The sequence below is a fragment of the Schaedlerella arabinosiphila genome (assembly GCF_003885045.1).
In the GTDB taxonomy this organism is placed as follows: domain Bacteria; phylum Bacillota; class Clostridia; order Lachnospirales; family Lachnospiraceae; genus Schaedlerella; species Schaedlerella arabinosiphila.
The window spans coordinates 949740-965803 of sequence record NZ_RHJS01000002.1 but is presented as its reverse complement, the minus strand read 5'-3'; the positions used below and the strand labels follow the sequence as shown (position 1 = coordinate 965803).

Sequence of the window (16064 nt, the reverse complement as noted above, 5' to 3'; positions counted from 1 at the left end):
ACCCTGATCGTTTACTCTGCGGAAACTGCCTTCTTCTTTTTCAGATACCGCAGGATTACGATCGCTTCCACTCCCAGGAGCACCAGCGCAACGATCACATCCACTGTCAGGAAGATCTTTGTCATATTGGTCATAATACCTGCCGGATCTTCATCCACCGTGTAGTATCCGCTGTTTCCGATCGTATACAGGATATTCTTACATGCCTGCCGCATGGCTTTGACCGCGGTCGCGCTGTGGTCCTCCAGAAGATTGGATTCCGCGCTTCCGAAGCCCAGCATCAGATCATTTCCATTGCGGATGCTGTGGTCAGTGATCATGTATCCGTAAGAGCCGTCATAATCCGTCTCTACCATACCGACGAATCCCCACTCGTCCCGAAGCACATTGTTCAGCAGATTGCTGTTCGCGCAGCTCGGCACCGTGCCGATCCAGTTGAAGGAGGACATCACCGCCTGGGAGGTTCCTTCAAATCCCTTGACCGCGATCTCGAATGGTTTCAGATAGATTTCCCGGATGGCCTGCTCAGAGGAAAATGTCATGAGCATGGAGGTCCGGTTGATCTCCTGGTCATTCAGCGCAAAATGCTTGATGTATGCATATACGCCGTGTTCTGCCGCGCCGTTGACCTGATTTGCCGCGATCCGTCCTGCCAGCACGCCGTCCTCGGAATAATACTCGAAGTTCCGTCCTGCAAATGCGGAGCGGTGGGTATTCATGGCCGGGCCGTACCATCCGTAGTTATTGGCTTCTTTGTATTCCTGTCCCATACACTGTCCCAATTCATAGGCCAGGCTCTGGTTCCAGGTCTGTGCCATCAATACTTCGGACGGATATGCCGTTCCGTATGCCCCGGTCACAAAGTTGCTTAAGCCTGCCGGGCCGTCGCAGTCGGAGGTAGCGATCTTGCCCACGGATTTTACTTCCGTCGTCTGCCAGCCGCCGATGTTGATCAGCTTCGCCATATCGTCGAAGCTCAGCTGATCCAGCAGTTCCTCCCACTTGGGATCATTATAATCCAGACCGGTGAGCTGGTAAAGCGTCAGTCCGTTGTCCGCTTCCATGGTGGGCATTTCATCCCCATCGTCATTATATTTCGTACCGTCGTAGGTGCCTACGGCGCTCTCGATCACCTTTTCCCGTACTTCGTCGGACATCACATACTGTTCCTCTGCCGGAGCCGCACATGCTTCTTCATAATTTGCAAATCCATCTTTCCTGGACAACTGCTCGAAATCGCCCCGGGCATACTCCTGAAACTGGTTCACAGCCGTTTCCATATCGCTCTCCCGGCCGTCCTTGCTGTAGTCGATGTCCTTTTCCACCTGAAAGGTTTCCTCATCCTCCACCGTATGGGAATCGGAGCGGACAGATACTGTATACTCGCCTGCTTCCAGGATATAACCGCCGTCCTGGATCTTGATGCCTTCCGAATCATAGGACGCCATGTCTTCCTTCGCGATCTCAAAGGAAACCTTTGCGGAAGCCCCGGGCTCTAGTTCCTCTGTCTTTTCAAACTGGATCAGGTTCACGGAAGCCTTTTCAATTCCTCCGTTTTCATAAGGCGGTGTGAAATAGATCTCCACCACGTCCCGTCCTGCCACGTCGCCGGTATTGGTCACTTCCACGTCAAAGGAAATGGTATCGCCGCTGTCTTTAAAATTCTGAATTTCCTTCTCAAATGTGGTATAGCTCAATCCGTAGCCAAAGGGATACTGTACATAATCTTCATATTTCAGCAGTCCTTCTTCTGCCGCTGTCTCGTAGAATTTGTAGCCCACATAAATGCCTTCTACATAGTTTACAAAGGAAAGATTTCCCATGGAAGACGGGTCCGCCGCCACTCCCTGGTCGTTCAGATCCTTCACATTATTGTAAGAATGATTTCCAATGTTGTTGTAATAGGGTGTCGCCGTCAGGTCTCTGACAAACGTATCTACCGTCTTTCCGGATGGATTTACGGTTCCGTTGATGATCTCGCCCAGAGCCGCAAAGCCGGAGGCTCCCGTACCCGGCGCCAGGATCACCGCGCCGATCTGTTCATATTCATCCACCCAGCTCAGCTCCATCGTGTTATTCGCGTTCACCACTACGATCACATGGTCAAATTCGGAGCAGACCTTTTCCACCAAATCTTCCTCTGTCCTGGAAAGCTCCAGATAGGATTCCCCTTCTTCAAAATCATCATAGGAGCCGTTATTGGTATAAGCACATCTTGTAAAATCAAAGTTATCCGGCGCGCTGGACACCACATTTGCCAGATCATATGTACCGTGGATCACCCCGTACATGTCTGTCGGCAGGTCCGCGTTTTCCCCGCCGGAGCGGCCGATCACGATGACTGCCGTGTCGGAGAAATCCTTTGCCTCGCTCATGATGGAGTCCGTGTAGGCATCTGCGGTCGGCTCCGGAAGGGTCCAGTCCTGATAATGCATACTCATCTCCGGACGTTCTGCCCGGTACTCCGTATACAGGTCGGTCAGAGTCTGGTTCGTCTCGTAGCCTGCGTCCTGCAGCGACTGCAGGATTCCCACCGCTGAGGAGGAATCCGAAGATCCGGAGCCGATCCCGCCCAGGATCGGATTGGTAGAATCCCATCCGAATACATTCAGCTTCTTCACGTCAGATGCCAGCGGAAGCATCCCCTCGTTTTTTGCAAGGATCAGTCCCTCTTCTCCCAGCTTCTTCACCATCTCCCTGCTCTGCGCCACGGTTTCGTCAGACAGGTCTACCTTCGACGCATTCAGAAAACCGGACACGTTGCTGTACATTGGGCCGTAGCAGATCATATTGACCATCACCGCGATGATCGCGACAAACGCCAGCACTGCCTGCCAGCGGACCACATGCCGGAATCCCTTCTTTGCCTTTTGGGCCAGCACCAACACAATGACCAGCACCGCCAATAGTGCCAGTGTAAAATACACGTAGCCGCTAAGCTGTGTCAGATATGCCTGAAAATCTGCTTCACTGACGCCGTAGTTCACAAATACAGGTCCCAGTACTTTTGCCAAAAAATCAATCATTTCCCTTTTCTCCTCCTTTTGATCTCCTCCCTGTTCCGGATCTCACCGCGCCTGATTTTGTAAGCCGTACAGGGAGGTTTTTCTGTTCTGGAAGGAATCTTAGCATACTTTTTCCGATTGTGCAGATTTTCGCATAAACTGCTTGATTTCTGCATAAATTGTGTTCGCTTTGTATAATCTGCACAATTTTTATATTTTATTTTTGTCTGATTTGCCCAGAAAAAGACTCATCTTGCCGTATCGTCTTCTCTGCGGCTATAAGCCTTTTTTTCTAGTACATGTATAAGAAATCAGATCGTTTCGAATCTTCCATCGACAAAATGCAGGAAATATGTTATGCTTATAGCTGCATAAAAAACGAAAAACAATGAAGGGCGGTGAGCCTGTGGCTAAAAAAAACAAATATCAGTTTGATAGTAAAATTCATATATATCGAGCCACAAAAAGAATGACACAACAAGAGCTTGCCGATTTGGTGGGTGTATCGAGGCAGACAATCATGCAGCTTGAACGAAATCGTTATAATCCCTCTATGCTGCTTGCATACAGTATAGCAAAAGTGTTTGGAGTTACGATTGAAGATTTATTTGACTTTAAGGAGGAATGTTAAATGATTGAATGGTTGACTCGTTTATTTGACAACAGAACCTTTATGCGGATAAATGCACTTTTTGGTTTCCTGTTTTTAGGTTATTTCCTATTCTTCTATTTTTCGAAAGAGGGAAGAGATGAAAGAGGACGAGGGCTGGTCGCTACGGCTTCGCTGATTTCTTATGTCGTGTTGTTTTTCCTCTTGAATATTTTCGCATATTTTCTGCCGTGGGCTATGGATAACATCGTTCGGTTAGCAAATGGGATACAGACAGTTTATAGCCTGTTTCTTTTAACGACTGATATTGCATTGCTGATTTTAAAGAAAATCAGATAACGTATACTTCACATCATCTTACGCCATGCTCTTGATCCCCTGAATGAGGATGGTATTTTCTTTCCTTTCATGTATAAAATACCCAACATTTATATAAAAATAATTTATATGATATACAGAAGCGGCTTACACTTCACAGCGATCTAGGAGGATACATCATAATAAACACTGATGCTTAAAGTGGGCGGCGGCATTTTTGCTGCCGCCCTTTTGATTCCCCACCTGCAAGGACAGGCGAAGCTGTCAACAGCAGCCCGCAGCGGCGCTCATCTCGCTGTTGACTGTCTCGGCCGGCTTTGCTGATTGTGGTAAATTCTGCAAATAAGAAAACGTGTTGTCCAGGTTTTGCCTGTGCCAATTGATGGACTTCCAGCTCTCAGTAGCTGCGAATCCTCCAACATTCAGAAAAGTGTTTCCTGTTGCAACGGTTCCAGAGGTACGAAATTCGCTCCATTCTTTTTTATGCACTGAGAGGCGTATGGTGTCCGTATCTGTTGTGAAGGCGACTTCATAATTCAATGTTTTTTCGACCTCGGTAATCTTTACAGACCGGAGTGTATCATACGGGATCTGCAATGCAATTTCTTTCTTCGGAAACATACCTGCACCAACGATCGTTTGGAGGGGCAGAAAAACAATTTCTTTTTCACACAGCTGCATGATGTAATATTTCAAAGTAAAAAAATTGGATAACTTGCTGCCTAAAGAATCGTCGGGTGCATACTTTACAACGATACAGGCATGTTCTTTGGGCTCAAACCCTAATTCTTTCATGATTTTGCTGACATTTTTTTCGCTTGCCATTGATGTATAGCTCCTTTCATATTTCATAATTTGATAAACTTTCTTATCGCCCACATTATAAACTATTCCATTCTAAATGTAAAGTATTTATTACTATTTGGCACAAAAAAATTCTTGCTTATCTTTTTGATGATAAGCAAGAACAATAAACATCAAACCGGACAGGCTGTTCTTCCGCCGCTTAACGCTCACAACGGAATTAATATCTTCAATCTGAACCATTGATCCTCCACATCAATATCCACTTCGCCGCCATATTTATGCACCGTATGTCTCAGGCTCTTCAGCCCATATCCATGAAATTCCGCCTGTTTCTTCGTGGTCACCGGCAGATTCTGCTCGAAGTTCAGCTCCCCTTCGCAGTAATTTTCAAACCGTATGATCAAAAATGTCTGCTGTACGAACATGGACACATGAATCATCCGTTTTTCCGTCTCCGGAATTTTCTTCTCACATTCAATGGCATTGTCCAGGGCATTTCCGAAAATCGAGCAGATGTCCATCACATCCATGAAATCCAGTCTTGCGCCGTCCACCACATAGGTCAGCGCGATCTTTTCCCGCATACAGTACAGGCTCTTGGCAGTCAGAAGCGTGTCAAGGACCTGATTTCCCGTTTTATTCTGCGCCTCATAATTCCGGATCTCATCCTCCATCTTATCCAGATAGGCATTCCGCTTTTCCTTATTTTCCTCTGCCCGAAGGGCGATGATATGGTGTTTCAGATCATGATATTTGTAATTGATCAGATCCAGCGTTTCCTGGGACTGCTGGTACTGGGTGTACTGGTTGTGCAGGATCATCTCCATACTCTCCAGATCATGCTGGGCCCGCAGATGCAGCCGCTGGATGTGGTAGGCCACCAAGATCGCCAGACCTCCCAGGTCGATCAGAGTCCGCACATTAAAAATATCTGAGGCATATCTCCCGCTGAACGGAGTCTGGGAATAGACAAACCCGATATTGCTCATCAGAAATACGGAAAGACCGATGACGGAGGCAAACAGCAGCTCTCTCCCGGTCGTATCCATCTGTTCTGTCCCGGAGATATAACGGCTGGAAATCCCACGCGCCACGAGACAGGTTCCTCCGTAAACTGCCAGCAGGAGCAGCAGCCCCGTCCAGCCGCTTTCATATCCCATTCCATAATAGAAAAAGCAGTGGAGCTGCCATTCCAGGGAAGCCATAAACTCCGCAAGGACAAATGCCTTGACACAGACATACCCCACATCCAGACCGCTGCTCCCACAGCTGATCCGCAGAAAACAAAACATCAGAAATACGGCTGCCGCCATGCACATCAGCCAGACCGGCCCTTCCAGCCCTCCGGTCAGGATCAGAAACACGGACTGTATCAAAAATGCAGTTCCCGCGATTCCCCAGAATCTCCATCCGGAAAAACGCCGGACCAGCTCCCGCATACACAGAAGGCAGGACAGCCATTCTGCCAGAGCCGTATAAAACCGCGGGATATCCGGAAGGATCTGCCCTGCCGCCCAATCTCCCATCTCTACTTCACCTCACTCCAGTATTTGGTCAGGTCCTGCATAAATGCATTCATCCTGGGCCTGCTCAGCAGCAGGCTCTCTCCCTTTACAACCGCGCACTTGTCCCGAACCCCTTCCACATGCTCCAGATTGATCAGGTATCCCTTGTTGCCCCGTGAAAAATGCATGTCCGCCAGGGCGCTTTCCGCACTCTTCATCGTCCCGGCGGATATAAAATTCCCTTCCCGGGTATGGTAGACCAGATTGTGGCCTTCGCTTTCGATATAATAAATGTCCGATACCTCCACCCGCTGAACTCCGCCTTTTATGGGAACGACCACAAACTTCTTTTCTCCCCGCTTCAATCTGGATATCGCGCGCTTGAGCTTCTGGGAAAAGGCGAAATAGGAAACCGGCTTTAAAATATAATCCAGTGCGCCCACCTCATAGCCCCGGATCGCATACTGGGGCATATTGGTGATAAACATGATCACCACCTGGGAATCCACCCTGCGGATCTCCTCCGCCGCGGTCATCCCGTCCACAAATTTCATCTGGATGTCCATCAGGATGATGTCGTACTGCGCCTTATAATTTGCCGTGATCCCGTCCCCGTCCCGGTATACCTGGATACTAAATTCTTCCTTTTCTTCCCTCTGGTAATCTTCCAGGTGCTTTAAAAGCTGGGAAATATAAAGTTCATCGTCCTCCACAACCGCTATCCGTATCATCTCATTCCTCCTGCCATTTTCTATAATGGAAGCTTTTTAAGTTTTGCCTGCTTCTGAAAGAATGCGGCTCCGTAGCAAAGGATCTGTCCGTATCCGTATACCCCTTCGGCGTACTTTTGGCTAATGATCTGGCCGATTGCTTCATCGCAGTCCGCATCCATATCCGATTCCCGTTCAGATCGTTTCGCCTCAATGATGATCGCCCTGCGATGATCCTCATCCTTCAATAAAATATCCGGCCGGCCAAGCCCTTTCTTCTTATTGGATTCCACCTCATAGCCCAGTCCGACAAATGCCCCGGCAAGAAAAGCATGGTAATAATCTTCGTGATAATCGTTGTAACTGATGGTCTTCCACAAAAGATCCGATATCACCTCAGACGCCGCCTGCTCATCCTGGTTCCAGAGCGCTTCCATCATGGATTTCTGCACACTGTTATCGATCGTATTCTGAAAATATGTCACAACCGTATCTTCAAAAATAGACGCGATCTCTCGATTCGGTATCTTAAGACTGACCCTCCGGCCTTCTTCACCGGCATCCGCCTTTGTGAGATATCCTGTCATCAGGAGCACACTCCAGAGATGCTCCTCTGAAGAATATAGTGTATCATAGGCCAGTTCATCTGAAATGTTCTGGACGATCGTCCCGCCGTTCATAAGCGTTTCAAATTTCCCTTTCACTTTAAAATCCGTTCTTTTTACAAATGAGAGAAGGATCCCGTTATGGCTGGTATTCTTCCAGTAATTCTTGGGTCTTGCGTTTTTTCTCTTCTTCAATGCAGACATATAGTTGATCACATCCCACGGACAGTATACAAAGCTGTCGCCGAATACGTACCCATCGTACCACTCCTTTATGACATCGGACTTATCCTGTCTGTCAGCGGCAGCCAAAAGCTCGCCCACCTCATCTCCTGAAAAGCCAAAGTACTCTGAAAAATCCTCATCCAGTACAGAATACGACGCAAAGTTATTGGTTCCTGTAAAAATGCTTTCCTTCGCTATCTTAAGACATCCTGTGATCACGGCAAATTTGAGATATTCGTTATCCTTTAATGCCGTACTCATGAGACCTTTGATCACATCCAGCATGGAAGAATAAAACGGATTCTGCGCCGAATCTTTCTCGCTTGCTTTTGCAAGCGGAACGTCATACTCGTCAATCAGAAGAATGACCTTTTTGCCATAGACAGCATACAGCATGCGCATGATTGTTTTTAAGGAATTTTTCACCTTGTCTTCATCCGCAGACGTATACATCAGCTGCCGGAAGATTTCAGCGTCAGCTTCATTCACAACGCCCTCTTCCATGAGATCGTCCAGTTCCTTACACACATCCGCAACTGTGGTTTTCAGCATTTTGTATGCACCGTCAAAGGTCAGTGCCTCCATATCCTTAAACGATATAGACAGAACCGGATACTGGTTCATCCAGGCGTCGCAGAACTCTCCATATTCCGTGATCTTAAGTCCCCCGAAGATCTCTCTGCTGTCTTTTCTAATATTGAAGAAATTCTCTATCATACTGATCATCAGCGTTTTTCCAAACCTCCGCGGCCTGGTGAACAGAGTGACCTTGTTGTCTGTATCATGTACCAGTTCATAGAGTATTTTTGTTTTGTCCACATAATAATTATCCGACTTACGCAGATCGGCAAAATCCGACTTGCCGACACCAACCTTAAAATCCATGCGGGAACCTCCTGCTTTTGCTATAAATTATAACGACACATCCTTATAGTGTCAATGTCAAGCAAACGCATGAAGTAAAAAATTTACCGCATTCCCCTTTAAAATTTACAAGTATTTTTTTACAGAAGTGGTAATCTGTTTAGAGACAGCAGATTATTTCCATGCGGATCTGACACAGGCGGAACAGTATATATTTCATATATGCAAAAAAGCCGGAAATACAAATCTGTTTGTTCTCCGACTTTTTTTCATGATCGCAATAGTGAAATCTTTCTGAATCTATAATAAGATTCATTTAGCACTGTTCTCTACTACGGTGTTCACATCAGCAAATCCATCCTATCTCTTCATTCAGCCTTTTGGCAAACGCAAAGGACTGACGGAATGCATAGCTTTTAATCCCGACAGGCTTATAAGCCATGCCCATTTTTATTCTTTATCTTCTCTGGGCCACTCAGACCTCACGATCATCCATCCCTTATCCCTCTCATTTCTGAAAACCAACCCTTTCCTGCGCATCCGCTATTGTGTTTCCGAGACCACTCTTTCCTTTGGCTTCTTATCAGGCACAACTGCACATTTTACAATGATGCTTTTCCCGTCCGGCAATGATCACCTGGCCTTTTGCCTTTTCATCATCCATGATAAGCTCCCCCAGCTCCGGTGCGCAAATCCGGCCGGATCTGGGATTTTTGATACTGTCCACTTTTGTTGTAAGGACCGCTTCCACTTCGGATTTTTCAAAAGCAAGATCCGTGCCGACCATTTCACAGTCAACCAGTTTTAAATTTTTACAGTAACACAAAGGCTGGGTTCCGACGATCCTGCAGTTGAGCAGGGTCAGCCCGTCGGAATACCATGCCAGATATTCACCTTTGACCACGCTGTCCCTGACGGTGATATTTTCTCCGTGCCAGAACGCGTCCTTTGTATCGAACACACAGTTTTCGAAGACAGCGTTTTTGATATACTGGAAGGAATATTTTCCTGTAAAATGAACGCCTCTGAATGTCAGATCCTCCGAGCGCATCATAAAATACTCACTCACCGCCGTGGTGTCTTCCATACGGATTCCCCGCACAGACCAGCCAAATTCCGGAGAAATGATATCGCAGTTCCGGATGAGGACATTGCTGCATTCCCGAAGCGCTTTGATCCCGTGCAGCTTCGTATCTGCAATCACCACCTGGTCACAATACCACAGCGCGGCTCTGCAGCCTTGGGTCATTTCTGAATCCGTGATGGTCAGCCCCCGGTCATGCCAGAAGGGGTAACGGAGATTGAAAAAGCAGTCCGATACCTCAATCTGTTCTCCCTCTTTAAAAGCGCTCTCGCCGTCTGCCGGCCCGTCAAAAGAGCAGTTCCTTACTGCAATCCCATTACATCCGTAAAGCGCGCGTTCCATGTCAAAAGTCTGGTTTTCAATTACTTTCATTGTCTGATTTCCTCCGTTTCATAAAGCTACTATTGTTCTGATTCCTGTCATCGGCATCGGCTGATCTGATATACCAGATAATCCAGACAGTCAATGCGTTTTTCCTCTTCATGCACTTTGTGAAGAAGACTCTTTCTGTGATGTTCCAACTGCTTTAAAAGTTCTGCTTTTTCCCCGCAGTCCAGAGAGGCCATGCAGCATTCAATCGTATCCTGGCTGCATCCCGCATCTCTCAGATTTTGAATGACTGCTTCTTTTGACCCGTAGGAGGCTATGTTCTCCAATCCAATCCTTCTGTTATCCATGTTCATTCCCCCGAATCATTTTAAGCCTGTTTATCAACTATCCCTTTTCTGTATCTAATTATAGTTGTCTCTTAAAGAAATAGCAAATACCTATTGTTTATTCATAACCATAGTTTTTTTCTATATGTATTTCATGTCATGCCCAAGGGCACCCCATTATGGCCATCCGGCCGTTTCATAAGGGGTGTCCTTGGGTATACAAAAAGCACACCATCTCCTATTTCGGAAATAATGTGCTTTCGCTATCATACTTATATGCAATACGGTCTTACCTAGTGTACTGACCGCATTATATTCCAATAAACCTCCTTGTCTGATTTTCCATCGGACTGCGTTGGCTTCAATCGACGTAGCTACCGGCTACGCCTCATTCAGCCGCCTTGCCGATGAAAAATTATCCTGCGGAGTTTCATTGGATATAATACGGTCAGTACACTAGTACATCATTGCATTAATTCCGAAGTAAATAGCATCTGATGTTTACAGCAGCGCAAGACGGAGGAAGGAGGCGATGCTGGTAGCATCGTTGACTGACTCCAACGCAGCGATGGTGTGAACAGCGGGCACTATTTACTCGGTTATTAATACAATGATGTACTAGTATCATTAAGAAAGCCCAAGCCATCCCTTTACTGTTTCCACAGCATAACCAACTGCCTGCGCAATCTTATCTGTATCAAGCCCCATTTCATACAGCTTTCCGGCTGCTTCCCTGGCTTTCTTCAATTCGCCGTCCTGCTCACCAATTTTCCGCTCTTCCATCCGAATTTCTCGTATTGCCTGGCACATCAACCACCTCATTCTTTTCATCATATTTTTCCCACTCTTCCGAGCTAAAAAGTATGGTCACTGTGATGGATGGTATAGTCTGTCTTCCGCCCAAAAACCGCTTAAAAATTCACCTGCGCTTGGTTTTTTCCTGTCTTCTTCAGCAGGCGTTTCCCCCTGTTCCTTTTTCCGTTTCATTTCCTTCCGGTGTGATTTTGCTGCCTCTTCCACCTGCCCTGCATACTCCAGCGCATCATAGAGATTGTTCTTCACAGCCATAGCATAATGGATCTCCGCCTGATTCTCCGCGCCATAAAGAACATACTCCATTTTCCCGTCCGTCATCGCGGCATACAGCTTCTGCACATCGCGGAATTTCTGGACTGGAACTGCAGCCTCATCCGCGCCATATGGCAGCGCAATCTTAGTGGAATCACGCTCTGTAAGCTGTTCCGGCAGGATCACTTGCCGTCCGCCGTAGATATAGTAATTAAAAATGTCGGCAAACACGCCTGCATCTTTTACGTAATCCTTTGTAACCGTATCTGCTTTCAACGCATCCACCGCCTTTCTGCATAAATATATGGCAGGCATTCATTTGATAAAAACTTACCATGCCACGATTTCATTTTGCTAAACAAAGGGCTTCTTTTATATCTGCCAAGATAAACTTACAAACTAAATTTTTATAAAATCACCCATTTCCAGTATAATAAGCAAAAATATAAATAGTAAATACTTGTATATAATCCATTTGTCTAGTTGAAACCTATTGCAAGGCATGTTATACTTTATAAAACGGCCGAATGGCCATGATGGGGTGCCCTTGGGATACTTTGTAATACGGGCGAATGGCCATAACGGGGTGCCCTTGAGGATACTTTGTGATACGGCTGTATAGCCATAACGTGACCCTTGGTGTATAGAAATACAGAAAACCTGCCACTAACAGCTTTTCTGCATACGATGGTATTCATACGAAAGGAACAGATCAAACAGATGGAATTGCGTGTACTTCAATATTTCCTTGCAGTGGCAAGGGAGCAGAGCATCATAAGAGCGGCGGAATCCCTGCACCTTTCACAGCCTACGCTTTCTACGCAGATCAAAGCAATGGAGGAAGAACTGGGAAAGCAGCTTTTGATTCGGGGGACGAAAGGCTCAAGAAAAGTCACCCTTACGGAAGAAGGCATGATCCTTCGGAAACGTGCCGAAGAAATCCTCAATCTGGTTCGGAAAACAGAACGGGAAATCACCCTCTCCGACCAGGTCATCGTGGGGGACGTTTATATCGGAACCGGCGAAACCGATGCGGTCCGCTTCATCGCGAAAGCGGCGCGGGAGCTTTACAGGACTTATCCCGGCATCCACTATCATATTGCCAGCGGCAACGCACAGTTTGTATCGGAACAATTAGATAAAGGGCTGATCGACTTCGGCATCGTGTTCGGCCCTGTAGACCACGCAAAATACAATTCCGTGGAAATGCCCTTTAAAGATACCTGGGGCGTCTTGATGCGGAAGGATTCCCCTCTTGCCGCAAAAGCTGCCGTCTCCCCGGAAGATCTGTGGGACAGGCCGCTGATCGTATCGCAGCAGGGGGATAACCATGGTGCGCTGTCAGACTGGATGCAGAAAGAAATGTCGGAATTAGAGATCATCGCAACCTATAACCTGCTCTTTAATGCCTCCCTGATGGTGGAGGAAGGATTGGGATACGCAATCGGATTTGATAAGATCATCAATACCTCCGGCAGCAGCAGCCTGTGTTTCCGTCCCCTCACCCCTAAAAGAGAAGCAGGTATGAGCATGATCTGGAAAAAATATCAGATATTCTCCAAGGCTTCTGAAAAATTTATGGAAGAGATCAAAAAAATGCTAAAATAACGAGCAAAGATCATATGCAGAATCATCAGCAAACGCTTTTGTGATGAGGTTTTATAATGGAAATCCGGGTACTTCGTTACTTTTTAGCAGTGGTTCGAGAGGAAGGAATCAATCGGGCAGCAGAAGTCTTACATATTACCCAGCCGACATTGAGCCGCCAGCTGTCACAGTTAGAGGAAGAAGTTGGTGTTAAGCTGTTTCACAGAGGTGCAAAAAAGATTACTTTAACAAATGAGGGAATTTTACTGCGGCGGCCTTTCCGTTTTCCGGCGCGGTCAGCAATGGGCTTCGGGCGGCGGGGGACGTGAAATTTACCATGTATGTTTCCATTGCGTCCACGATTGCAGGCCGGCTGTTATTGACTTGGCTTCTCGGCGTTGTCCTTGATATGGGAGTCATCGGCATTGCGGCTGCTATGGTATGCGACTGGATGATCCGGGCGGTTATCTTTATTCTGCGGCAAAAGTCCGGTAGATGGAAAAACTTTCAGGTTATTTAAGTGTACTATTGGGTAGAAAGTATGGATTTGTGATTTTAGGAGGTTGAGATTATGCAATACCGTGAATTAGGCGTTTCCGGGCTGAATGTTTCCAGCATTTGTATGGGGTGTATGGGATTTGGCGAGGCAGGAAACGGCCAGCATACATGGACGATTGACGAGGAACATTCCCGTGAAATCATCCGCCGGGGGCTGGAATTGGGCGTTAATTTCTTTGATACAGCCATAGGATACCAGAGCGGAACCAGCGAGCAGTATCTTGGACGTGCGCTGCGGGATTATGCAAGGCGTGACGAGGTGGTTGTGGCTACGAAATTTCTTCCCCGCACACAGGAAGAAATCAAGGCAGGCATTACCGGGCAGCAGCATATCGAGCGGATGATAAACAAAAGTCTTATCAATCTTGGCATGGATTATGTAGATTTATATATCTATCATATGTGGGACTATGAAACACCTCTTTATGACGTCATGGAGGGGCTGGATCATGTAGTGAAGGCGGGAAAGCCCGCTATATCGGCATTTCCAACTGTTATGCTTACCAGCTTGTCAGGGCAAATGCGCTGGCGAAAAAAGAAGGGTTCGCAAAATTTATATCCGTACAGAATCATTACAATCTCATTTTCCGGGAAGAAGAACGGGAAATGGCAAAGCTCTGTTGTGAAGATCAGATTGCCATGACACCTTACAGCGCACTGGCAGGAGGCAGACTTGCGAAATATCCCGGCGAAACTTCAAAGCGTATGCAGGAGGACAGCTATGCAAGGCTGAAATATGACGCTGCCGCAGAGCAGGACGGCGCAATTATCAGCAGGATTGCGCTCCTTGCAGAGAAAAGAGGCGTTTCTATGACGGAGATTTCTCTTGCATGGCTTATGGCAAAAGTAACCTCGCCGATAGTCGGCGCAACGAAACTTCATCATGTGGAGGCCGCGGCAAAGGCGGCGGAGCTTAAATTATCGGAAGAAGAACTTTCCTATTTGGAGGAGCTTTATATACCGCACAAGCTAGTGGGCGTGATGGCGCAGAATACACAGGATACAGCAAAGGAAAGTCATGTGTGGTCTGCAGGGAACCAGAAAATTTGACTGCGGGAGGCGTTGGAATGGAACGATTAAATATTGCGGAAAAGAATCATCAGGACTGGTTCGGAGGTCCTTATTTTTCCGATCAGCAATATGATCCTGAATTTGAGGAGATTGTCAGGAAATTTCTTTGCGGTGATGTCCTCGTTCATGGTACATTGTCCAATGTGCAGCGGGCGCTTGTTATGCTTACAGCTTTGACGGCCAGCCAGACATGGAAACCACTTTCAAAATATGTGCTGGCGGCGCTGGACATGGGAGCAGCGCCGGAAGAAATCAAAGAAACGCTGTATCAGTGCGCCCCTTATATTGGCGTGGAAAAGGTAAAATGCGCTTTCTATACAAGAGGAACTTTGGATTTGAAAATGCGGGAGCTGGTTACATTCTGTGCGATTTGCTGTCTCGGCGGCTGTGAGCCGCAGGCGAAGGCTCATGCGGGCGCAAACTTAAGCGTGGGCAATACCCGTGATATGTTGATTGAAGCAATTACCCAATGCCTGCCGTTTATTGGATTTCCGAGGACATTAAACGCGATTTCCTGTATAAATGAAGTGACGGCAGAAAAATAATGGAGGAAGTGCCATGCTATCTCCTTCAAACGAAGACCGTATTTGCGCCATGTTCGATTCCTTCTGCAAAACGGTGTCGCGCAACTTTGTCAGAAATTTAGACCGGACCGTGGGCAACCGGGACACGCATTTTTCCGACGAACCGGTAGACTATCTTCTGGAAACATTCGGCCGCAGGGATGAATACCCTTCCGAGTCTTTCGTGCTTTATGTGGACGGAAGCGCTTCGCCAAGCGTTAATCTGTCCAGCTGCGTTCCTACATGAGCTGTTTTATGCGTTTCTGGTTACAGTTCACGGCCCAACCGGCCGCGAACTGTAACGCATCCAGCCCATTGAAAAGTCGTCTGACGGCGAGAGGCTGGATGCACGCAACAGCTATTTTACTGGCCGGATGCCTTGCAGCAGGGTGCAAGGCACCGTGAACAGTAACCTTTCAGAAATAGAATAACTGATGAACGCTGACAAAAGGCTTGAATTTGTTCTCCGGCTATGCTATATTATACATGAAAAGAGTGCTACCGATAGACGGTTAGCCCGGATTGTAATTAGCTAAAATAGCCGCTTAGTTTTCCAGACTGGGGCGGCTATTTTTGCGTCTTGTTATTATCTTTACCAAATGTATATCCGATTCCAAAGCATGTCAAGCCGAAACTCAACACGGCAATAAGTCCCAATATATCCACGTGGTTCAGCCCTCCTTTCCCAGATTCCCCTTTTTTCGAGGTTTCTATGTAAACAGAGGGTCGCAGTCCCTCCGCAGAGGGCTAACCGCCTACCATCTTGGTAGCACCCATATTGGCAGTTTATCATGAATCAATACCATTTTCAACATTTTTCAATCAAAA

15 protein-coding genes and 2 pseudogenes are annotated in these 16064 nt (G+C 47.0%); 8 read left to right on the top strand and 9 right to left on the bottom strand.

The annotated features are described in order from the left end of the window. Positions 1 to 11: 11 nt before the first annotated feature. The gene (locus EBB54_RS04930) at positions 12 to 3026 is read right to left on the bottom strand and encodes a beta-glucosidase (RefSeq protein WP_016297021.1); all 3015 of its coding nucleotides are present in this window, start codon (positions 3024 to 3026) and stop codon (positions 12 to 14) included. A gap of 367 nt (positions 3027 to 3393) precedes the next feature. Between EBB54_RS04930 and EBB54_RS04925 the strand changes: the two genes are divergently transcribed. Together EBB54_RS04925 and EBB54_RS04920 are read left to right on the top strand one after the other, a co-directional pair. Beyond that, entirely contained in the window at positions 3394 to 3636 is a 243-nt protein-coding gene (locus EBB54_RS04925) for a helix-turn-helix transcriptional regulator (RefSeq protein ID WP_044985071.1), read from the top strand. Further along, positions 3637 to 3954, top strand: coding sequence for a hypothetical protein (locus EBB54_RS04920; protein WP_004069297.1), 318 nt, complete (start codon positions 3637 to 3639; stop codon positions 3952 to 3954). It abuts the gene before it with no gap. A 243-nt stretch (positions 3955 to 4197) separates the two neighbouring features. Here EBB54_RS04920 and EBB54_RS04915 read toward each other — a convergent pair whose 3' ends face one another. The 8 genes from EBB54_RS04915 to EBB54_RS04880 all read right to left on the bottom strand — a co-directional run bounded on the left by EBB54_RS04915 (position 4198) and on the right by EBB54_RS04880 (position 11742). Beyond that, positions 4198 to 4758 carry a hypothetical protein gene (locus EBB54_RS04915; protein WP_125126594.1) on the bottom strand — a complete coding sequence of 187 codons (561 nt, stop codon included), beginning with the start codon at positions 4756 to 4758 and terminating at the stop codon, positions 4198 to 4200. A 188-nt stretch (positions 4759 to 4946) separates the two neighbouring features. Next, positions 4947 to 6266 (bottom strand): GHKL domain-containing protein, encoded by a 1320-nt coding sequence (locus EBB54_RS04910; RefSeq protein WP_125126593.1) that lies wholly within the window; start codon positions 6264 to 6266, stop codon positions 4947 to 4949. Positions 6267 to 6268: 2 nt separating this feature from the next. Beyond that, positions 6269 to 6976 carry a LytR/AlgR family response regulator transcription factor gene (locus tag EBB54_RS04905; RefSeq protein ID WP_004069308.1) on the bottom strand — a complete coding sequence of 236 codons (708 nt, stop codon included), beginning with the start codon at positions 6974 to 6976 and terminating at the stop codon, positions 6269 to 6271. Between the two features lie 20 nt (positions 6977 to 6996). Further along, positions 6997 to 8670 carry an AAA family ATPase gene (locus EBB54_RS04900; RefSeq protein WP_125126592.1) on the bottom strand — a complete coding sequence of 558 codons (1674 nt, stop codon included), beginning with the start codon at positions 8668 to 8670 and terminating at the stop codon, positions 6997 to 6999. A gap of 562 nt (positions 8671 to 9232) precedes the next feature. Then, the gene (locus tag EBB54_RS04895) at positions 9233 to 10105 is read right to left on the bottom strand and encodes a DUF3737 family protein (protein ID WP_125126591.1); all 873 of its coding nucleotides are present in this window, start codon (positions 10103 to 10105) and stop codon (positions 9233 to 9235) included. Positions 10106 to 10152: 47 nt separating this feature from the next. Beyond that, positions 10153 to 10410, bottom strand: coding sequence for a hypothetical protein (locus EBB54_RS04890; RefSeq protein WP_016297028.1), 258 nt, complete (start codon positions 10408 to 10410; stop codon positions 10153 to 10155). Positions 10411 to 11016: 606 nt separating this feature from the next. Beyond that, positions 11017 to 11211 (bottom strand): hypothetical protein, encoded by a 195-nt coding sequence (locus EBB54_RS04885; protein WP_148099342.1) that lies wholly within the window; start codon positions 11209 to 11211, stop codon positions 11017 to 11019. Between the two features lie 45 nt (positions 11212 to 11256). After that, a complete protein-coding gene (locus EBB54_RS04880; protein WP_243127531.1) occupies positions 11257 to 11742 on the bottom strand; it encodes a hypothetical protein in 486 nt (161 codons plus the stop codon). Positions 11743 to 12177: 435 nt separating this feature from the next. On the opposite strand from EBB54_RS04880, the gene EBB54_RS04875 reads away from it, so the two are divergent. The 6 genes and pseudogenes from EBB54_RS04875 to EBB54_RS04850 all read left to right on the top strand — a co-directional run bounded on the left by EBB54_RS04875 (position 12178) and on the right by EBB54_RS04850 (position 15483). Continuing rightward, positions 12178 to 13065: a LysR family transcriptional regulator gene (locus EBB54_RS04875; RefSeq protein ID WP_125126588.1), complete on the top strand. Its 888-nt coding sequence runs from the start codon at positions 12178 to 12180 to the stop codon at positions 13063 to 13065. Positions 13066 to 13121: 56 nt separating this feature from the next. Continuing rightward, a pseudogene (locus EBB54_RS04870) lies at positions 13122 to 13319 on the top strand (LysR family transcriptional regulator); the annotation flags it as partial. A 50-nt stretch (positions 13320 to 13369) separates the two neighbouring features. After that, positions 13370 to 13564: a hypothetical protein gene (locus EBB54_RS04865; RefSeq protein WP_243127529.1), complete on the top strand. Its 195-nt coding sequence runs from the start codon at positions 13370 to 13372 to the stop codon at positions 13562 to 13564. Between the two features lie 51 nt (positions 13565 to 13615). Continuing rightward, a pseudogene (locus tag EBB54_RS32140) lies at positions 13616 to 14652 on the top strand (aldo/keto reductase). 17 nt (positions 14653 to 14669) lie between these two features. Further along, positions 14670 to 15218: a carboxymuconolactone decarboxylase family protein gene (locus tag EBB54_RS04855; RefSeq protein ID WP_125126587.1), complete on the top strand. Its 549-nt coding sequence runs from the start codon at positions 14670 to 14672 to the stop codon at positions 15216 to 15218. A 13-nt stretch (positions 15219 to 15231) separates the two neighbouring features. After that, the gene (locus EBB54_RS04850; protein ID WP_125126586.1) at positions 15232 to 15483 is read left to right on the top strand and encodes a hypothetical protein; all 252 of its coding nucleotides are present in this window, start codon (positions 15232 to 15234) and stop codon (positions 15481 to 15483) included. Positions 15484 to 16064: the final 581 nt, after the last annotated feature.